The organism is Nitrospira sp. MA-1 (assembly GCA_032139905.1).
Taxonomy (GTDB): domain Bacteria; phylum Nitrospirota; class Nitrospiria; order Nitrospirales; family UBA8639; genus Nitrospira_E.
This window is the reverse complement of sequence record JAQJDB010000007.1, coordinates 1313501-1334283: the sequence shown is the minus strand read 5'-3', so window position 1 is coordinate 1334283 and position 20783 is coordinate 1313501. Positions and strand designations below refer to the sequence as shown.

The following is a 20783-nucleotide window of genomic DNA, read 5'->3' as shown; positions in this document are numbered from 1 at the left end:
TGCGAGACAACTGATCTTTCACCTTTTCACCTGAAAGCATAAAATGAATCCTACAATAAATAAAATGACGAAATTTCATTCGTTGGCATGAAAACCTTCCGAGCCAAGACTGAAGGAAACGTCATGAGCAAACCGACCCCGGCCAACTACCCTTTCTATAATCTTCTCTCGCGCGAAATCGAGGGGTTCGATTCCCTGGCCGAGCTGGCCCTCGATATGCGTTCATGCTGGAATCATGCGACCGACGAAGTATGGCGGCAGCTTGATGCCGAACTATGGGATATCACACACAATCCCTGGGTTGTCCTGCAGACGGTCTCGCACGACCGGATCAAGCATGTGCTGGCGGATCCCGGTTTTCGCACACACATTGATAGCCTGGTGCAAACCAGGCAACAGGCAGTAGAGCGCCCCGCCTGGTTTCAGCAGAATCATTCGCAGACGTCCCTGACCTGCGCCGCTTATTTCAGCATGGAATTCATGTTGAGCGAAGCGTTGCCCATCTATTCGGGCGGACTCGGCAATGTCGCCGGCGATCAACTCAAAGCCGCCAGCGATCTAGGCGTGCCGGTGGTCGGCGTGGGACTCCTCTACCAGCAAGGTTATTTTCGTCAGGTGATCGATAAGAGCGGAACGCAACTGGCCCTTTTCCCCTATAACGATCCGGGACAATTGCCGATCAGACCCCTGCGGCAATCAAATGGAGAATGGTTGCGGTTGGAGATCGCCTTACCGGCGTACTCGGTCTGGCTGCGCGCCTGGCAGGTCCAGGTCGGCCGGGTAAAACTCTATCTGCTGGACAGCAACGATGCGGCCAACTTTCCTGCTCATCGAGGAATTACCAGTGAGCTATATGGGGGCGGTCCCGAGCTGCGCCTCCAGCAGGAATTGCTGCTCGGAATCGGCGGATGGCGCCTGTTGGTGGCGCTGGGCATTCAACCCGAAGTCTGTCATCTGAATGAAGGGCATGCCGCGTTTGCGGTCTTGGAACGTGCCCGCAGTTTTATGCAGGAAACCGGACAGCCCTTCGACGTTGCCCTGGCCTTGACCCGGGCGGGAAACCTGTTCACCACCCATACCGCGGTGGCCGCGGGCTTCGACCGATTCAGTCCAATACTCATTGGACAATATCTCGGTGGGTATGCCAAGGAGAAGCTCGGAATTCCGCTTCATGATTTGCTGGCCTTGGGCCGTCAGAACCCGCACGATTCTTCTGAATCGTTCAACATGGCCTATTTGGCTATTCGGGGCAGCGGCGGGGTGAATGGCGTCAGTCGTTTGCATGGAAAAGTGAGTCGGCATCTCTTTGCGCCGCTCTTTCCGCATTGGCCGGAAGACGAAGTACCGGTCGGATATGTGACGAACGGAGTTCACATGCCGACGTGGGACTCAGCCCCGTCTGATGATCTGTGGACGAAAGTCTGTGGAAAGGAGCGGTGGGTGGGGACGATGGACAGGCTGGAGCAGGACATGCGCCGTATCTCTGACGCCACGCTTTGGCAATTTCGGATCGCCGCCAGCCAGGCGTTTGTCACATATGCTCGTGAGCGATTGTCCAGGCAACTGGCTGCTTCCGGCGCATCGCCTGAATCCATTGATGCGGCGAAGTATCTTTTTGACCCCAACTCGTTGACATTGGGTTTTGCGCGGCGGTTCGCCACCTACAAGAGACCGAACCTGCTCCTGCACAATCCGCAACGATTGCGCGGCCTGCTGACCAATCCGGAACGCCCCGTCCAGCTCATCATGGCCGGCAAGGCCCATCCTGAGGACCGGGCTGGACAGGCCTTGATCCATGAATGGATCACGTTCATCCGCCAGCCGGAGATCCGCCCCCACATTATTTTTTTGAGCGACTATGACATGCTGTTAACGGAGCGGCTGGTACAGGGAGTCGACGTGTGGATTAACACGCCCCGACGACCCTGGGAGGCGAGCGGAACCAGCGGCATGAAAGTACTCGTCAACGGCGGACTCAATCTCTCGGTGTTGGACGGGTGGTGGGCGGAAGCCTACACGCCTGAAGTGGGATGGGCATTGGGCGATGGCCAGGAACACGGCGACGATCCCGCTTGGGATGCGGTTGAAGCCGACGCACTGTATGATTTGCTCGAGCGGGAGGTGATCCCGGAGTTTTACACCAGGGACAGGAATGGCATTCCCGCCGCATGGATCAAACGGATGCGGGAAAGCATGGCGCAATTGACTCCGCGTTTCTCCGCCAATCGCACCGTGCGCGAATACACCGAGCAACGGTACCTCCCGGCGGCAGCGGCCTATCGAACACGCGCCGCCGATAAAGGCGCCGGCGGCCCCCAGATACTGAATTGGCGGCACACGCTGGATCAACATTGGGCCGCGCTACGCTTCGGCAACGTGAAGGTGGAGACCCACGGGGCAGAACATATTTTTGAAGTTCAGGTCTATCTCGACGATCTCGATCCTGAGGCCGTACGAGTCGAGCTCTATGCTGACGGGGTCGGCGGTAACATTCCGCACCGGCAGGAGATGAATAACATTCGGCAACTGGCCGGATCGGTCGGCGGGCATGTCTACCACGCGGCCGTGTCGGCGGCCCGCCCGGCAACGGACTATACGGCACGGGTGATTCCGCACTGCGACGGGATGGCGATTCCCCTGGAGGAGGCTCACATCCTTTGGCAGCGTTGATTAAATTGTTCTAAGGGGCTGTTGAAAAAAGCCGCCAGCGGCGTTCTCGCCATTTTTCCGTGCTCACGTACTGGAAGTACGCTCTGCGCGCAAAAATGACTGCGGCCTTGCTGGACGAACTTTTTTGAACCGCCCCGAGGCCTCTGATAGGCAACGTGCCTGTGGGTCAATCTGCCCATGGAAATTATTATTCAACACTCCCTGTTCTAAGAACATTGAATCCGGAAGGCAAACATGAAAGCTGCCAAACTCATCGTACAATGTCTGGAGAACGAAGGTGTGGCATACATCTTCGGTGTGCCGGGCGAGGAGAACATGGATCTCCTCGACGCCCTGATCGGCTCTTCCATCTGCTTCGTCATGACCCGGCATGAGCAAGGCGCGGCCTTCATGGCGGACGTGTATGGCCGGTTGACCGGCAAAGCCGGTGTGTGTCTCTCTACGCTGGGGCCTGGCGCCACAAATCTTATTAGCGGGGTGGCCGATGCCAACATGGACCGTGCGCCAGTCGTCGCCCTGACGGGCCAGGCCGACCAGGACCGGCTCCATAAGGAATCGCATCAGCATCTTGATATCGTTTCCCTGTTTCGCCCCGTAACCAAGTGGAACACCACCTTGCCCATACCCGACATCATACCGGAAGTCTTTCGCAAGGCATTCAAGTTGGCTCAGTCCGAAAAGCCCGGCGCCACACACATCGAAATTCCCGAAGATATTGCCTGCATGGAAACCGATGGACAGCCGCTGCTCGTGCAATGGGTCCACCCCGGCGGAGCCGCCCCCGAACAACTCGACAAGGCCGGACATATCATTGCCGAGGCCAGGCACCCGATCGTACTCGCGGGCAACGGCGTCATTCGCGGACATGCTTCAGAAGCGTTGATGCGATTCGCCGAAAAGCTGAACATTCCGGTCGCCACCACCTTCATGGCCAAGGGCGTCATTCCCGATACCCACCCCCTCTCGCTCGGCGCCATCGGACTGGCACCGATTGACTATGTGAACTGCGAGTTCCTGGAAGCCGACGTCGTCATCGCGATTGGATACGACATCGTGGAATATGCGCCCCATACCTGGAACCCCAAGCGCGACAAGAAAATTGTGCACGTGGACATGTCACCCGCTGAGGTTGACGCATCGTACATCGTCAACGTCGGGGTAGTGGGCAATATCACCTCGTCACTCGAAGCGCTGACGGAGCAGGGTGACGCGCATGCCGCGACGAGTAGCTCACGATTCCGCCAAATGCTTCGCGGTGAATTGGCACAGGGCGGTCAGGACACGTCCTTTCCCCTCAAGCCGCAAAGAATCCTCGCCGACCTGCGTTCGTCGCTAGCCCACGATGATATCGTGATCTCGGATGTTGGCGCGCACAAAGTCTGGCTGGGGCGACTCTTCCCGTGCTTTCTTCCCAACACCTGCATCATTTCAAACGGGTTCGCCGCCATGGGCATTGCCCTGCCCGGCGCGGTGGCTGCCAAACTGGCGCACCCGGATCGCCGTGTGGTGGCGGTGACCGGTGACGGTGGGTTCCTGATGAACTCGCAGGAATTGGAGACCGCCATACGCATGAGTACCCCCTTTGTGGTGCTCATTTTCAACGATGGCGACCTCGGCCTGATTCGTTGGAAACAAATGCAGCAATTCGGCAGGTCGTCATACGTGGAATTTAACAAAATAGATATCGTGAAATATGCGGAAAGCTTTGGCGCAAAGGGCTATCGCATCGCATCGGCGGAGGAATTGGTACCCGTGCTGCGTAAGGCATTGAGCTCCAATACACTTTCCATCATCGACTGCCCGGTGGATGCTTCGGAGAATTTACTCCTCACCCAAAGACTCGGGACCCTCCCCTCGATGCCTGGGGTTCAACGATAAACACACCTGCGCGTTCTCGATAAGTCCTTCACAAAAGAGATGCCTCAGCCCCTCACCTCTCTGCCGGTCGGACAAATCTCTTTGCGGAACAATGCGCTAACCTCCCAAAACGTTCGTTCCTAGGCCCGCCGGGCGTGAGGAGAGTTTAAAGACTTTTAGGATCAGGTACCCCCAGCTTACACGATGAGAATCACGTGAATCTCATCATTTCATTCCCCCGATTCATCCGTCAACAGTTCATCGCTCATCTTATCCATGTTGGAGGTCAAGCACTTCCCGGATTCCGCCTATGACGAAGCCCTGCGATGGATCAGGGCAGCGGCAATCCCGACCAATACCTAGAAAGAGACTCGAGTTTTCTGAACACGAAAAACAAGCTCACGTCGATAAAACCACCGGATTGAACTTGGAAAGACAACAATCCAGAAATGAACTAAAGGAATTTACAATGGCCATTCAACTCAATAAAGAAAACGGGGGGAGATTACTCGCCGTACATGTCAGTGGGAATCTGGTCAGGGCGGATTACGAGCAATTTTCTTCAGCGTTTGAGCGTCTCGTCCGGCATCAGGGAAAGTTGTGCGTGCGGTTCGACATGAGCAGCTTTTACGGTTGGAACGCCGGCGCGCTGTGGGAGGACACCAAGTTCGCATCCATCACTATGCTAATATAGAGCGAATCGCGATGGTCGGTAAAAAGAAATGGCAGCATGGCATGGCGACGTTCTGCAAACCATTCACAAATGCGACGGTCCGGCACTGCAAACACGCCGACGCCGCTGAGGCAAAGAAGTGGTTGGCGAAAGCTTAGCCGCACCTTAACAGCCTCGCATCGCAAAGACAGGAGAAGTTTCATTATGAAACCAAACACCGGCCAGGCAGATGTGAAGGATAATCAGAAAACCCTGCCCTTGCCGGAAGTGAAAAAGAAATTAGGTTCGTCCCCGTATGGCCTCAGTCACGCCAAGACGCAGAAGTGGAAAGCAATCAGGACCCCCAAACAAAAGTAGGCTCAACCCAATGCGGACAATTTTCACTTTTCCATTACTTAAAAAACGGAAGACAGGGGCGCAGATTTCTAGTTCATAACTTTAACAAGGAAAACGACTCCTGACCTCTTCTATCCTCTACCATTTAGAGAGGAAGCACACTACAAACTTTGTGGAAAATTTTTCAAGGATGTGATACCAAAAACTGGCGGGAAGAATCCTGCATGATAGGTATGTGTATCGTGAAGTTTTTTTCGCCGAAATGGATTAAAAAACTCCAACAAACCAAAGGGGGCTTCTTCAGTAGAAGAAGCCCCCTTTCAATCCTTTTTTTCACTACATTCACGGTTACACTTTAATATTCAAAAACAACGCCCCTTTTCCGCGATGAATAAAGATCAACGCGGATGAATTCTCATTCAAGTGGGACACCGCCTTCAGGAAATCCTCTTCAGAACGGACTGGCTTACGATTGATTTCACTGATCACATCTCCCTGCACTAGTCCGGCCCGTGCAGCATAACTTCCCTGAGCGACATCCATGACGACCACGCCATTGACATTTTTTTCCAATCCCAATTGTTGTGCGATGCCACTATCCAGATCTTGAACAGCCACCCCGGCCAAGGGGCCTTCTTTCTCCACAGGGCTAGCCTGTGCCACCTGAGTGGGATTATCTTGTTCACGAATCACCGTCTTCACGGATTTCTTCTGACCATTTCGCATCACCACCATGCTCACCTCAGACCCCACTGTGGTCCGGATGACATGATGCTGCAGGCTGCGTGGATCCAATACCGGTTTACCCTGAAATTCAACAACCACATCTCCGCGCTGGAGACCGGCTTCATCTGCTGGACTCCCCGGGACGACATTCGTAACCAAAGCCCCTTTGGTTTGATCCAATTGAAAGGATTGGGCAAGATCTGCATTTATTTCTTGAATCCCGACTCCCAGAAAACCCCTGACAACCGTGCCGGTGCTGATTAAACTCTCGTAAACCGGCCTGGCAAGATTGGTGGGAACGGCAAATCCCACGCCCTGATAGCCGCCGGACTGTGAAAAGATTGCCGTATTTATTCCGACAAGTTCTCCTCGCGTATTCACCAACGCTCCGCCGGAATTACCCGGATTGATGGCGGCATCGGTTTGGATAAAATCCTCATATTGTGTAATCCCCATTCCCCCTCGACCCAACGCACTGATAATCCCCATGGTGACAGTGGAGTTCAATCCAAAGGGATTGCCGACCGCCAGAACATATTCACCTACACGAAGACTTGAGGAATTTCCCCAAGGAACAAATGGAAGATCCGTGGCATCAACTTTCACCACAGCTAGATCTGTCTGAGGGTCAAGGCCCACAACTTTTCCGGTAAACTCTCGTTTGTCCGGAAGAGTCACCGTAATTTCATTGGCACCATCGACCACATGGTCGTTGGTTAGTACATACCCATCACTGGAAATAATGACACCGGAACCGGCTCCCTGCGCTTCCGGAACAGGAGGTCCGCCTCGCCTTTTCGGCATTCCTGGCATCTCCGGCATTCCTGGTATACCGAAAAATTCTCTCATCCGATCAGACGGCACTCCCGACATAGGAACCGGTGCTTTTTTTCGAACCGTAATATTGACCACCGCGGGTGTCACCGCCTGGGCAATGTCAGCAAATCCTCCTTTCTCCATATTTGGTGGAGATCCCATAGATGCTGAAGCTACTGGCTGGGAATTTGCCGCGTGGGAATAAAACGGCATATTCCAAGACCCGAACATCAGAATGCCAGCCAGAAACCCGATGCCAGCCAGACCTGCCTTATTGGCGTTCATACGGGTCAAAGATAGAAAGTGATTTTTTGTGACCATGGACATTCCTCCTTGATAGTTAAGAAGACCCCCTCAATATGATGTTGCATGCACATCCTAGCCCCCCGGGATAAAAGGGAGATTAAGGGGCCATTAATTTTCACTAATCTTAGAAAAACGTCTCTCCTCTTCCATGCCTCTTGGGAATGTCAGAACCGGTTGAACCGAAGAATCGGGCGTTCGGGGGTTGCCAGATACCTGGTAATTTTCAGGTATCAGGATACACTCATGGCGTATTGCCCTATTCGCCCCTCACCGAATCACTGGCCAAGAAAACAACCGGTTCGCGAAGGCAAAATTTCCATTCATTCAGGGATCGGAATTCGACGCTGAAGAAGAGGATTCCATGCCAAAACTGCCCGTAGTCCCACTCAACGAGGTCCCCCATTGCTTCGGTCGGCCGGTTTTTATTCTCCTGGAAACCATTGGAGTTTCTCATTGAATATTTCATCACACGGTAGGATTTCTCGAATGAGTCTTCCAAGCGGAGGAGGACCCAAATGAATCATTTCGGTAAAAGACATATCAGCAAATACTTGGTGGGCACCGGTTAAGGAACGAAAGGTATGGTCAAATCATTATCCACCCCGTTGTTGCCCGCGTTAACATCGATCCCCCCGGCGGGAGACGGTTTGTCAAGATCGACATATTGGAACGTACCAAATGGTTGGATCTCCTCATCAGTGGGTAATTGGTTGCGATTCCAGCCGCCTCCGAGCGCCCGGACGAGCGCCACCGAGGCTCTCAGCAGTTCAGCCTTAATAACTACCAAGTCGATACGCGCCTCGAGTGTGGCAACCTGCGCATAAATGAGTTCAAGGCTGGACGCCAGCCCGCCCCTATAGAGCTCCGTCGTCAGATTTTGCGTCTTGAGTGTGGCTCCGACGGCGGCTCCCTGCCGATTGGCCGCCAGCGTCAGCCGGTTAGTCAGGCTCAAATTGTTCTCGACCTCGCGAAAGGCGTTCAGCACCGTCGAACGGTAGCGATCTTCCGTCTCGCGATAGGCCGACCAAGCCTGCTGCAATTGAGCGCGGCGATATCCACCCTGAAAGAGGGGCAACGAAACAGTGGACCCGTAAGACCAGAAACTACTGGCGAGCTTGATCAGACTGAACCCGGTATCTTCGAACCCGCCGCCGGCCGAGAACCGGACATCGGGGTAAAAAGCCGCGCGGGCAATGCCGATGACCCGGTTGGCTTGTGCCATCCGGCGCTCCATCCCGGCGATGTCGGGCCGCCGCTCCAGCAAGGTGGAAGGGATTGTCTTGGGAATTTCAAAATCCGCCATCCGAAGATCATCGACCGGTTCGATCGTGAAGCTGCTCGGTGCCATGTTGACGAGAATGGCGATCGCCTGTTCGGTCACTTGGCGTTGGCCTTGAATCTGGGCTAATTTCGTTTCCGTACTGAACAGCAGCGATTCGACGCGGGCGACATCGAGCGCCGACGCGATTGCGCCGGCAAATTGGGCCTTGACGAGGTTAAGCACGCTTCTATAGAGGTCGATAGATTGGGTATAGATTGCCGCCTGTGCGTCGAATCCTCGGAGGGTGAAATAGTTCGCACCGATTTCCGCCTGCAGGCTGAGCCGCGCGAGGCCATACTCGGCAGCGCGCTCTTCGGCCCGGTAGAGTTCGGCACGGGTGGCATTGCGAAGCGCCGACCAAAAATCCGGTTCCCAGGACGCGAGCCCCCCGGCGGTAATGGCCACTTCCCGGTTGTCCTCGCCGAGACCGCGAAACAGACTATTGTCGGATTGTCTATTGTTCGAAGCGCCAAACCCCAGACCGGCGTGAGGAAGGTACTGCGACCTGGCCCTCATCATCACATCGCGAGCCTGGACAAACCGTTCTGCCGCGGCCTGCAGATCCGGATTGGCCGCCATGGCCTGTTCTTCAAGGCTGTTCAGGATTGGATCGTTAAAAAGTTGCCACCAATCCGGACGGAGTTCATCATCCGAGGGTTTCGCCTCGACAAAGGGACTTGCCCCTTTCCATGAGACGGGGACGACATATTGAGGCGGATCATAGCTGGGCGCCAGATCGACGGCTGGAAACCAATTACACGCCGGTAAATTTAGCGTCAGCAGTAACAAAGCCAACCGCCACGCATAACTCCACAAGATGCCCGGAACTTCCGGTCTCGGGTGTATGCGCTCGCCCACCATCGGTATAGGGCTTCTCATGGTGAAACGTGTTCCTTGGATGCCGCAACTCCCATTGGCGCAGGACCATTCGGACGTGCAGGAACTTCCATTGACGCAGGGGTGTTCGGAGGTGCGGGAGCTCCCCTTGACGCAGGAGGATTCGGACGCGCAGGAACTTCCATTGACGCAGGAGTGTTCGGAGGCGAGGCAGCTCCCATCGAAGCAGGAGTGTTCGGACGTACAGGAATTTCCATTGATGCAGGAGCTTCCATTGGCGCGGGAGTGTTCGAAGGCGCAGGACTCTTCATTGGGGGAGGACCTTCCATTGGCCCAGCACCCTCTGTTGAAACCGGCGCGTTTAATTGATCATAACCGGGTGCCGGCGTCACGATACGGACCGTGTCTCCCTCGAGCAATGCCGCGCTCGGGTTGTTCACGATGCGGTCGGAGGTGGAAACCCCTTCGGCTACTTCCACCGCGCTGTCAAGGAGTTTGCTCACGATTATCGGGTTGAAGCGCACTCGGTCATCCTCTCCCACCACAGCCAACTGTGTGCCGTGCTCCTGGAACACCAACGCGGTGGACGGAATCATGAACACTTCCCTGTCAACCGGCGCCGTGAGGTGGACTTGGGCATAGGAGCCAGGCCAAAGAGCCCTGTCCTCGTTTTCGATCGTGAAGATGGTGATCGCGGTGCGTGTGCTGACGTCGAATCCACGAGCGACGGTCAGGAATTTGGCGGTGAAATGACGATTGGGCAATTGCGGCACCGTCACGTCGGCTGTCAAGCCAGGCTGGAGGAAGGGGCCGAACGATTCCGGCACGGAGACAAAGAGGCGCAGCATACTGACGTCGGCCACGGTAAAGAGATTACTGACCGAACCAGGGGAACTAATTGTGCCTTCTTTGTTCACGTAATCACCGACATTAATATTACGGACGGTCACCACACCATCATAGGGCGCGACAATGGTTTTGAATCGAATCTGCGCCTCGAAGTTTCTGACGTTCTGCTCTGCTGCCCTGACCTTCGCCAATTCAGCTTTGGCCTCCGCCACCTTTACCGAGATCGACTGTTCGGATACCGCATGGTTTTTGCGCAGGGCCAACCAACGCTTTGCGGTGATTTCGGCGAGGGAATAGATGGCGCGCACCGATTCCAGGTCCGCTTTGGCCTGTGCATATTGGGCGTCGAGGGCCGGCGCGTTGATTTCAGCAAGGATATCGCCCTTTTTCACCAGCGCGCCGTAGTCCTTGTACCACATCTTCACATAGCCCGAGACCTGTGCGTAGATGGGCGCCTGAAACCAGGCCTGAATATTACCGGGAAGCGTAATGGTCTCGGTCGGCGGCACCGGCTTTGCGTAAATGACTGCCACGGTGGAGACGGCGTTTTCGTGCGTCTCCTCGCGTAGCAAAGAGGCGTCGCTTTTGCTCTCATAAACCCGATAGCCGAGGTAGAGGACACACAGAAGTGCCACTGAGATGACCAGGAGCCTTCCACGTAGGGACTTTTTCATTTTATATATGGTCCTTCTGACGAGCCGCTCGCCTGTTATAAACAATTGCGTAGACGCAGGGCACGAAAAACAGAGTGAAGAGGGTGGCCATGAGCAGGCCGCCGATGACGGCCCGACCCAGCGGCGCATTCGCAGAATACCCTGTTGCCATGGGGACCATCCCGAAAATCATGGCCGAAGCCGTCATGAGCACCGGACGGAAGCGGGTCGTTCCGGCTTCAATCGCGGCCCGCAACGCGTCGCCGTGCTCTTTGAGCTGATCACGCGCATAGGTCACAACGAGGATAGAATTGGCGGTGGCCGTGCCCATGGTCATGATGGCGCCCGTCAGCGCGGGCTCCGAAAGACGCGTATGGGTAAGAAATAATGCCCACGCAATGCCCGCCAACGCGCCGGGCAGGGCCGTAATGATGATGAAGGGATCCAACCAGGATTGAAAGTTGACGACGATCAGCAAATAGATCAGCACGACCGCGGCGAACAGTCCGACGATCAGCTCGAAATAGGCGTCGTGCATCAGGGAGGCCTGGCCATGGATTTCGAGCGCGGCGGTATGAGGCATCTCGTCCTCCATGTCCTTGGCAATCTTTTCGACATCCGCCAACACACCACCGAGGTCTCGCCCTTCGGCAGAGACATAGATGTTGAACAGGGGCATAATGTTCCCATGCGTGATCACGCCCGGCGTGCCCGTCGCGGTAATGTCGGCTAAATTGCCGAGGAGCTGCACCTCCTGCCCTTCCGGATCCTTCGAAGAAGGACTTGAGGCCTGGACCGGGATGGTCTTGAGACTGTTGACGCTGTTGATCTGCGGCTGCGGCGTATAGACATTGATCAGATACGACATGCCGGTACTGGGATCGAGCCAATAAATTTGGTCGGTTTGTTGGCTCCCGGCAGTTGTCATGAGTACGTTGTCGGCCATATCCTTCAGGGACCTGTTAACCCCGAGTCCAAATGTGCGATTGCCTTCGACCATGATGGTCGGCGTGGCCATTGTCTGCTGGATCACCACGTCCGCGGCGCCGGGGATTTCGCGAAACTTGCCCACCAATTTTCGGGCATACTCAAAATTGGGGTACATGTCCGGGCCGTTGATTTGCACATCGATCGGCGCAGGCGCGCCGAAGTTGAGAATTTTTGCTGTGAGATCGGACGGCTGGAAGGTGAACTCGGTTCCCGGATAGCGATCCCTCAGACCCTTTCGGAGAATTTTCCGATACTCCCACACCGGTGACTTTTCATCATTCAGGAGGATCGTGAGGTCACAATCCTGGGAGCCGATTGTCGGCGTCGGAATGAAAGCGAGGTTGTGCGGTCCGACCGGCAGGCCGCAGTTACTCACGATATTTTCGACATGACCGGGCAGCAACTCCTCGATGCTGTTGGAGACAAGCGTGGCAATGCGTCCTGAAACTTCAATGCGGGTCCCAAGCGGTGCCCGCATATGCATCGTCATGATGTCCGACCTGATCTCGGGAAAGTAATCCCGCCCGAGGAAAAAGAAGAGGGACAGGGAACTCACCGCGATGGCCAGAGCGATCGTGACGAAGATGCGACGGTTGGCGATCGCCTGTTCGAGCAGCGCACCGTAGCCCCCGCGGAATCGATTGAAGGCGCGTTCGAACCCACTCTGAAAGCGGAGAAAAATATTCCGCGATCCTTCCGCACTGGACTCTCCGTGAGGTTCATGCGGCAGCGACATGGTTATCCTTCAGCATATATTTGGCCATAGTCGGCACCAGTGTGCGTGAAAAAATAAAGGAGGCGAGCATCGCAATAATGACCGCCTCTGCCATAGGCTTAAACAGGTAGCCGGCAACCCCGCCGAGTTCAAAGAGGGGGAGCCAGACGATCGCGATGCAAAGGGTGGCAACGAAGGTCGGGACAACGATCTCATTGGCAGCGTCGATGATAGCCTGTTCGAGCGGCTTGCCCATTTCGATATGGCGATCGATATTTTCGATCATCACGGTCGCATCGTCGACCAGAATGCCGACGGCCAGCGCCAACCCGCCCAAGGTCATGACATTAATCGTTTCTTCGAGCAGATGAAGACCGATGATGGCGGTCAGAATGGACAGCGGAATCGAGGTCCAGACAATGACCGTCGCACGCCATGAGCCGAGCAGCAACAGCACGATGAGGCCAACCAGCCCACCGGCCATCAGCATTTCATGCAAGACGTCCGAGATCGAATCCTTCACGAACGTCGAGGCGTCATTGACGAGCTTGATCTCCACGCCCTCGGGAGAGATTTGCTCGGCGCGCGGGATCATTTTCTTGATTCCATCGACGACGTCGAGAGTCGAGGCCTCCGTGCTTTTCATCGCGACCAGGATGACGGTCTGTTTGCCCTTCACCAGGACGGAGTTCTGTTGCACCCGCCCCATGAGACGAACAGTGGCGACGTCGCGCAAGTAGACAAACGCGTTGCCTTCCCGCTTGATCGGGAAATCGGCGAAATCCTCAATCTTCAAAGGTGACGCGTTCGTCATAACGATCCAGTCGGTCTCCTTGATCTTCACATCGCCGGAAGGCAGCACGAGGTATTGCTGTTGGAGGGCATTGTGAATGTCCGCCGGAGTGAGCTGACGGGCAAGCAATTTCTGTTGATCGAGATTGACCATGACCTGCATGTCCTGACCGCCGTAGGGGTGCGGGAGAACGATCCCGGGTACCGTCACAAGCAGGGGGCGGATTCGCATGTAGACGAGATTGTAAAGTTCCGCGGGCGTCAGGTGGTCGGAGCTGATTTGGAGCATGGCCACCGGGATGGAGGATGGAGCGAGGCGCATGACCATGGGCGGCGAAATATCGGGCGGCAGCGCATTGACGACGTTCTGGGCAATGCCCACGATATCCGCTTCGGCCCGCCCCACGTCGACATCGTCCTGGAGAAAAATATTCGTGATGCTGCTGCCGAAGTAGGAGTGGCTATGGATGTACTTGATGCCTTCCACCGTCGAGGTCAGGAAGCGTTCGAACAAATAGGTGATGCGCCCTTCCACCTGCTGCGGCAGCATGCCGGAGTAAATCCAGACGACGGAGGTGACGGGAATCGTGATATTGGGGAAGATGTCGGTCGGCATGTGGCGTATGGTGTTGACCCCCAATATTATAATGAGGATGGTCATGACGACGAAGGTGTAGGGCCGCCGCAGGGCAATGAGGACGAGTTGGTTCATGCGCGAAGCCTCCCAAAATCGGTTGGAATTTCTGCCATGTTGGATGCCATTTTATCTAAACAACCTCTTTTGGTTTCTGTGATCCGGGCACCGTAACTCTAAAGCATTCCCTCCTAGCTCCTAGCAAAATCCTTACCAAATTAAAATTAGTTGACCTTCACAGATTAACCACAGCAGAACGTGCGCACTTTATGGCGCAAACCGTCGTCATCCGCTCTACGTCGAAAGTGTTGAACAAACAAAGCTATAAGGAATTCGGTGTGAGTTTTTGCACTGAGTGCATTGTGCGAATTCTCACCATTTATTCAGGCGAGAGAACGTTGTCTTGGAAGGAGACATAGAGAAATGCTCGAAAACATGGGCGTTACCTCGATTTTCTACAGGCCATCGAAGCATTTCCCAAGTGGTATTTATCTTGCTATTACATAAATTGCAGTTATGCAGTAGGCCGCACAAAGATCAGCGGATCTGCTTGAAAATTGATTCAGCCTCATTATTCATTTTGCGGATTAGACCTCTAATAACGTCAGAGGTCGGAAAGTTGAGCATCATGAGAGGAATTCGGAAACTTAGTATGGCGATAGCGCTGGTAGGTGGCATCCTCGGTATCGTGCCAACCGGAGAGCCTGTTCAAGCTGAAGCTCTGACTATTGGGGCCGCCCCAAGCTTGAGGTCGGCACTACAGGAAATTGTGCCGATGTTCGAGAAAGAATATGATGCGGCCGTAAAGGTCGTGTACGGTCCGTCACAAACATTTCGGCGGCAAATTGAAAAGGGAGCTCCGATCGATGTGTTTCTCCCTGCCGCGGTTGGGGAAGTCGAAAAACTGCAAAAGAAGAGAATGACTCTCAATGGGGGACCTCGGATCTATGCACAAACCTCTCTCGTACTCGTCATGTCAGCGAGTTCACACATCATGCCGATTTCCTTTCGTGAGGCACTGCCCAATGGAGCGATCCGCATGGCCCTTGGCGATCCGAGAACGTCGTCATTGGGAGAAATCACGGCACAGGCACTTGCCAAGCGTGATCCCGCATATAAGAACCGGTTCAAGCTGGTCCATGCGGCGCATGCTGAGGATATCGTGAACCTGATTCACACAGGGAAGGCGGACATGGGTATCATCTATCGCGTGGATGCGATCAACAACCCCCAAGTGCGCATCATTGAAGAAAATCCTGCCGGAATGCATATACCGGTCCTACTAGGGGAAGCGGTAGTGTCGACTTGTCGAGAGGCATCCATGAAGGTCGCGGAGGAGTTTTTCGATTTCATCATGAGTCCTCGCATACAAAAACTTCTCGTCAAATATGGCTTTGATCATGGTTTTGATTCCGTCTCATCGAATGGATGACGTGGGTAGAAAGGATTTTGAGCCTACGTATGCCCTAGAGGCATGTTTAAGCGCTGCCGAGGAAAAGCCTTGGAACTATCCACCATTCTCGCCTCTCGTCGCGACGGTAGGTTATGCGACACCTGCTTCGCAGAAAACTCACTCTGTGCTCATCGAAGGAGAAAAGAAAGTTCCCTTTGACCCAGAAACCAAAGTACCCCTGCTACCCCGCTTAATATAAACGGATTCATCGGGACTCTGGAAGGCTGTGGAGTTTGTCACGACTTAGATCGAATACCGAGACAGCACCAGGCGGGACAGGCAGCGGTATGCTAATCGGGAAGCGTGTTGCCTTGGAAATTGCGATTCGTCATTCTCGCAGCCTGTCGCAATTGTGTGGTCATGTCATTCTCGAGGCAGCAAGTAGTGTCTGCCGGTCATAGCGCAGCAGGTCACCAATGCGCTCAAGGGTGAAATCTACTGTTGAAAAATTCGGAGTACCTGGAGATCCCCCGCATATTGTCCTACGCGTGGAAACACATTGCGCACATGAGAGTCCAAGCGTTTTTTGGTTGTCGACAATGCCATAATCCATGCCGCGTCATGCATGCCTTCACCGCCTTCTCCCTCGTCAACAAGGTCCTGCAATTCCCTCTTACCCTACAGGGTCTGTGCATCCCCGGCAGGACAGCCAAGGTTGACCCAGCTCAAGGATAGACAGATGGTTCGCCAATCAGTTCATTTGGAGATTTGGTCCTCCAGGTATGGCGGACCTTCGAAGAACCGGTAAGTGGCGACTCCTGGCTCAGAGGCTGATAATAGAGAGATCCTGATCGCGAGTCCGGGGGAAGGGATCATCCAGAACAGAAAGATTTATTCTGCGTCGAGCTTGACCTTTCCCCAGAACGCCTGATGTGCACAGGCTTGATAGACAAGGAGCAGAATGAATCCAACGAGAAACCACCAAAGGCCGATCTGCATGCCATAGACGCCGGCGGTGGCGTTGGTCACGGTCAAGCTGTTCGCCGGCTCACTCGTCGCAATCAGGATGTTCGGGTATGACCCCCAGGCTGTGCTGGCCAGCATAGTCAGGATCAAGAGACTCGTTGCGGAAAATGCTCCCGCATCCCAATCACGCCTTCGTATTTCAAGAGCCAACAACAACGTCACCATGGTGAGAACAGGGAAAACATACCCCATGGGATGGGCGGCATAGTTGAGATAGAATAAGGGTTGGACAAAGGGAACAGCCGTGAGGGCCAGCACGACCAGAATGACCACGGCCGATCCAGTCAGCCAGGCAGCACGTCGCGCCCGTTTTCGCAACTCGCCCTCCGTCTTCATGGCCAGGAAATTGGCGCCGTGCATGGCGAGGATCGACGCGCTTGTGGCTCCGATGAGGATGGTAAACCAATCCAGTATCCCCGGATCCGGTCCAGTCATGAGATTTGTCCAGAGCGCCACGAAGAAATAGCCTTCGGAATTCAACGGCACACCGCGAATGAGATTACCCAAGGCCACACCGAACACGACAGCCAAGAGGAGGCTCGCCCCGGCAAAGGCCACATCCCAAAACTGCCGCCACAGGGGGTGATTCACGTGCGACCGGAGTTCGAGCGCGAGTCCACGGGCAATCAGCAGCCACAAAACCAGATGCAAGGCCAGATAGAAACCGCTGAACCCCGCCGAATAGGCCTTGGGAAACGCAAAAAATAACAGTCCACCCGCAGCAATCAGCCACACTTCGTTGCCGTTCCAAATAGGGCCGATGGCGGCCAACGCCGCACGCCGGTCCGTTTCATTTTTCGCCACGAAGCTGTAGACGATTCCCAGGCCGAAGTCGAAGCCGTCAAGGACAACATAGACCGCCAACATGAACGTGACGGAAACATACCAGAAGGTTTCCATTTGTACTGGTTCCTACGGGTTCGCAGACTTAGGAATAGAACTTTCCGGGCCATGCCTGATTATATCAGCGATCAGGAATAGAAAGAGCAGTCCCAAAACGAGATAGATTCCGAGATATCCGAGTAAGGTAAACAGTGCATTCCCAGAATGGACCAGCGGTGAGACACCGTCAGCCGTGCGGAGCAGGCCATACACCAGCCAGGGTTGGCGGCCAAGTTCGGCGGTCATCCAGCCGGCCGTGGTGGCGAGATAAGGAAACGGGGCGGCAAGCATGAGCAGCCAGAGCAGCCAGTTCGCGGCAAACAATCGTCCCCGCCAAAGCCAGAGCAGCGCCAATCCCATGACCGATACGAGTATGGTTCCAAGCCCGGCCATCACATGGTAGGCATAATAAAGCAGCGCCACATTGTCCGGCCACTCTGCACGTGGAAAAGCATCGAGCCCTTTTACCTCGGCATAGAGTTCGTCAAAGAGCACAATACTCAACGCATCAGGCACCACGAGTGGATTGTCGATTGTCATGGTTTCGATGTTCGGCTGGCCAATGAGCACCATACCCGCGCCACGCTCGGTCTTGAAGAGCCCTTCGAAGGCAGCGCCTTTGACCGGTTGGTGTTCAAACACCTGCCGGGCATTTTCGTGGCCGGTCGGAAAGATCATCAGAGCGGTGGCGATGGCCCCCGCCACCACGCCGGTGCGGAGGAATGTCTTTGCCTCCTTCACGTGCAACCCAGACAGGAGATAGAACGAACCGAGCGCTGCCATGACGAATGAAGCCGTCACGACGGCGGCCGTCATGTTGTGGGCGAATTGCCAGAACAGCCAGGGATTCGTGAGCAGACCGGAAAGACTGTCGACGAACAACCGTCCATCCGAAGCCACCGTATAGGCGACCGGATGTTGCATCCAGGAGTTCGTTGCCAGAATAAAATAGCCGGAAAGCCAGGAACCGAGAAAGAGCATCAGCGATGCGGCCCATTGCACCCGCCGACTGAATCGCCCTTCGCCGAACAGCATGATGCCGAGAAACGACGATTCCAGAAAAAACGCAAACAGGCCTTCCATCGCGAGTGTCTGGCCGATCACTCCGCCGGCGAAGTTGGAGAATTTTGCCCAATTGGTCCCGAACTGGAATTCCAAAGGGATACCGGTCACGACACCAAAGGCAAAACTCAAGGCGAAGATCTTTGTCCAGAACCTGGCGATCTGATGATAATGCTCGTCACCGGAAACGAGTGCACGGCTCCTCAGATAAAGGAGGAGCAAGGCCAGCCCGATCGTCAATTGGGGAAAGAGATAATGAAATGTGACGGTGAAAGCAAATTGTAGACGGTCGTAAAGTAGCGCACTGGCCATAGAATTCCTTTACTGAACGGTGACACCTCGGAACGGGAACCGGCCGGCCGAAAAACGTCTTCTAGGAGCCTGGTCTCTCCCTCATCTGCGTTGTCATCGTAACAGATCCAGCAGATGGAGTGGAGCGTCCGGGAGGGGTGGCCCGGAGACCACCCCATATACCCAAACAGCTTGCCAAACATGTTCGGACCTTGTCCGGGAAAGTATCGAACATGGACACGATTTTCGGATAGCTCATTGTTTATTCGAATCTTTCAAAGAAAGGGGCTTTCAATGCGGCCATGGCTCTCCAATATAGCCGAGTCAACACGGGTTGAATGCCGATTAAGGAATGGAAGGTGTGGTCAAATCATTATTCACCGAGTTATTACCCGCGTTGACATCGATCCCTCCGGCTGGCGCCGGTTTGTCAATGTCGACATATTGGAATGTATCGAAAGGCTGGATTTCGTCGTCCGCCGGCAATTGGTTTCTGTTCCACCCCCCGCCGAGTGCACGAATAAGAGCAACCGAGGATTTCAGGAGATCGGCCTTGATCATCACTGACTCGATGCGCGCCGTGAGCGTTGCCACCTGGGCGTAAATGAGCTCAAGACTTGAAGCCAGGCCACCCATATAGAGGCTCGATGTCAGGTCTTGTGTTTTGAAAAATGCTCCGACTGCGGCATCCTGCCGATTGGCCGCGGCGGTTAGCCGGTTGGTCAGGCTTAAATTGTTCTCAACTTCGCGAAATGCATTAAGCACCGTCGAACGGTATCGGTCTTCTGTCTCGCGATAAACCGACCAGGACTGCTGCAATTGGGCGCGGCGAAATCCACCCTGGAAGAGCGGGAGCTCTATGGCGGACCCGTAGGACCAGAAACTATTGGCAAGCTTTATAAGATTGAAGCCGGTATCTTCGAACCCTCCGCCGGCCAGGAATGTCACATTAGGATAAAAGGCGGCGCGGGCAATGCCGATCGCGCGATTCGCCTGGGCCATCCGGCGCTCCATCCCGGCGATGTCCGGTCGACGCTCCAGTAAGGTGGAGGGAATGGTTTGCGGAATCGTGAAATCCGCCATTCGAAGGTCGTCGACCGGCTCGATCGTGAAACTGGCCGGCACCATATTAAGGAGAATGGCAATCGCCTGTTCCGTCACCTGGCGTTGACCTTGAACCTGGGCCTCTTTCGTCTGAGTGCTGAACAGCAGAGATTCGACTCTGGCAATGTCGAGTTGGGACGCGATCCCGACTGTGAACTGATTTGTGATCAGGTTCAGCGATCCTTTATAGAGGTCGATGGATTGGGTATAAATCGCAAGCTGCGCGTCGAAGCCGCGAAGCGTGAAATAGTTTGCCGCAATTTCCGCTTGTAGGCTGAGCCGCGCAAGCCCATATTCAGCGGCGCGTTCTTCGGCGCGGTAGATCTCAACGCGGGTGGCGTTGCGGATCGCCGACCAGAAATCCGGCTCCCAGGATGCTACCCCTCCCATAGAGACAGTCGATGCGGTGTCCGAAATATTGGGATTGCGAAACAGATGATTGTCGGATTGCCTATTATCGGAGGCACCGAACCCCAGTCCCACATGTGGGATGCGGCGTGAACGGGCTTTCATCATCATATCGCGGGCCTGAACAAACCGCTCGGCGGCCGCCTGCAGATCCGGGTTAGCCGCCATGCCCTGATCCACAAGTTTGTTCAGAACCGGATCGTCATACAGGGACCACCAGTCCTGTCTCAATGCATCATCCGATGGCCTGGCCTGGACGAAGGGACTTGCCCCATGCCATGAAGCAGGTACGACGAATTCGGCCGGTTGATAGTCCGGCGCCAGATCAACGTGGGGCAAGCAGGCCGACAAATTGAGCACAAGGAGTAAGATACTGCTGCTCCAGGCACAAACCCGAAAGATGGGTGATCCTTCTAGTCTCATGTGTAAGCGCTTGCCCATT

General features: G+C 54.9%; 11 protein-coding genes and 2 pseudogenes. 5 read left to right on the top strand and 8 right to left on the bottom strand.

What is annotated here, in order from left to right:
- Positions 1–123: 123 nt before the first annotated feature.
- The 4 genes from glgP to PJI16_18810 all read left to right on the top strand — a co-directional run bounded on the left by glgP (position 124) and on the right by PJI16_18810 (position 5557).
- Positions 124–2670: an alpha-glucan family phosphorylase gene (glgP, locus tag PJI16_18825; GenBank protein MDT3779621.1), complete on the top strand. Its 2547-nt coding sequence runs from the start codon at positions 124–126 to the stop codon at positions 2668–2670.
- Between the two features lie 234 nt (positions 2671–2904).
- On the top strand, positions 2905–4548 hold the full coding sequence (locus tag PJI16_18820) for an acetolactate synthase large subunit (protein ID MDT3779620.1): 1644 nt from the start codon (positions 2905–2907) through the stop codon (positions 4546–4548).
- A 579-nt stretch (positions 4549–5127) separates the two neighbouring features.
- The gene (locus PJI16_18815) at positions 5128–5358 is read left to right on the top strand and encodes an STAS/SEC14 domain-containing protein (GenBank protein MDT3779619.1); all 231 of its coding nucleotides are present in this window, start codon (positions 5128–5130) and stop codon (positions 5356–5358) included.
- Positions 5359–5404: 46 nt separating this feature from the next.
- The gene (locus tag PJI16_18810) at positions 5405–5557 is read left to right on the top strand and encodes a hypothetical protein (GenBank protein MDT3779618.1); all 153 of its coding nucleotides are present in this window, start codon (positions 5405–5407) and stop codon (positions 5555–5557) included.
- 327 nt (positions 5558–5884) lie between these two features.
- On the opposite strand, the gene PJI16_18805 is transcribed toward PJI16_18810, so the two are convergent.
- The 4 genes and pseudogenes from PJI16_18805 to PJI16_18790 all read right to left on the bottom strand — a co-directional run bounded on the left by PJI16_18805 (position 5885) and on the right by PJI16_18790 (position 14253).
- The gene (locus PJI16_18805) at positions 5885–7399 is read right to left on the bottom strand and encodes a DegQ family serine endoprotease (protein ID MDT3779617.1); all 1515 of its coding nucleotides are present in this window, start codon (positions 7397–7399) and stop codon (positions 5885–5887) included.
- Positions 7400–7949: 550 nt separating this feature from the next.
- Positions 7950–9566, bottom strand: coding sequence for an efflux transporter outer membrane subunit (locus PJI16_18800; GenBank protein ID MDT3779616.1), 1617 nt, complete (start codon positions 9564–9566; stop codon positions 7950–7952).
- A gap of 335 nt (positions 9567–9901) precedes the next feature.
- Positions 9902–11065 (bottom strand): annotated as a pseudogene (locus tag PJI16_18795) (efflux RND transporter periplasmic adaptor subunit).
- 1 nt (position 11066) lies between these two features.
- Positions 11067–14253 (bottom strand): annotated as a pseudogene (locus tag PJI16_18790) (efflux RND transporter permease subunit).
- A gap of 550 nt (positions 14254–14803) precedes the next feature.
- Between PJI16_18790 and modA the strand changes: the two are divergent.
- Positions 14804–15607: a molybdate ABC transporter substrate-binding protein gene (gene modA, locus PJI16_18785; protein MDT3779615.1), complete on the top strand. Its 804-nt coding sequence runs from the start codon at positions 14804–14806 to the stop codon at positions 15605–15607.
- A gap of 456 nt (positions 15608–16063) precedes the next feature.
- On the opposite strand, the gene PJI16_18780 is transcribed toward modA, so the two are convergent.
- The 4 genes from PJI16_18780 to PJI16_18765 form a co-directional block, all read right to left on the bottom strand.
- Complete coding sequence (locus PJI16_18780) at positions 16064–16195, bottom strand: hypothetical protein (protein ID MDT3779614.1); 132 nt, start codon at positions 16193–16195, stop codon at positions 16064–16066.
- A gap of 264 nt (positions 16196–16459) precedes the next feature.
- Positions 16460–17494, bottom strand: a complete 1035-nt coding sequence (gene cydB / locus PJI16_18775; protein ID MDT3779613.1) for a cytochrome d ubiquinol oxidase subunit II — start codon at positions 17492–17494, stop codon at positions 16460–16462.
- Between the two features lie 12 nt (positions 17495–17506).
- The gene (locus tag PJI16_18770; protein MDT3779612.1) at positions 17507–18850 is read right to left on the bottom strand and encodes a cytochrome ubiquinol oxidase subunit I; all 1344 of its coding nucleotides are present in this window, start codon (positions 18848–18850) and stop codon (positions 17507–17509) included.
- Between the two features lie 324 nt (positions 18851–19174).
- Complete coding sequence (locus tag PJI16_18765) at positions 19175–20764, bottom strand: efflux transporter outer membrane subunit (GenBank protein ID MDT3779611.1); 1590 nt, start codon at positions 20762–20764, stop codon at positions 19175–19177.
- Positions 20765–20783 lie beyond the last annotated feature (19 nt).

Coding starts and splice junctions, on each gene's coding strand:
- PJI16_18780 (MDT3779614.1), bottom strand. CDS start 16,195: ATGCATGACGCGGCATGGATTATGGCATTGTCGACAACCAAAAAACGC.
- PJI16_18810 (MDT3779618.1), top strand. CDS start 5,405: ATGAAACCAAACACCGGCCAGGCAGATGTGAAGGATAATCAGAAAACC.
- glgP (MDT3779621.1), top strand. CDS start 124: ATGAGCAAACCGACCCCGGCCAACTACCCTTTCTATAATCTTCTCTCG.
- PJI16_18805 (MDT3779617.1), bottom strand. CDS start 7,399: ATGGTCACAAAAAATCACTTTCTATCTTTGACCCGTATGAACGCCAAT.
- modA (MDT3779615.1), top strand. CDS start 14,804: ATGAGAGGAATTCGGAAACTTAGTATGGCGATAGCGCTGGTAGGTGGC.
- PJI16_18765 (MDT3779611.1), bottom strand. CDS start 20,764: ATGAGACTAGAAGGATCACCCATCTTTCGGGTTTGTGCCTGGAGCAGC.
- PJI16_18770 (MDT3779612.1), bottom strand. CDS start 18,850: ATGGCCAGTGCGCTACTTTACGACCGTCTACAATTTGCTTTCACCGTC.
- PJI16_18800 (MDT3779616.1), bottom strand. CDS start 9,566: ATGGTGGGCGAGCGCATACACCCGAGACCGGAAGTTCCGGGCATCTTG.
- PJI16_18820 (MDT3779620.1), top strand. CDS start 2,905: ATGAAAGCTGCCAAACTCATCGTACAATGTCTGGAGAACGAAGGTGTG.
- cydB (MDT3779613.1), bottom strand. CDS start 17,494: ATGGAAACCTTCTGGTATGTTTCCGTCACGTTCATGTTGGCGGTCTAT.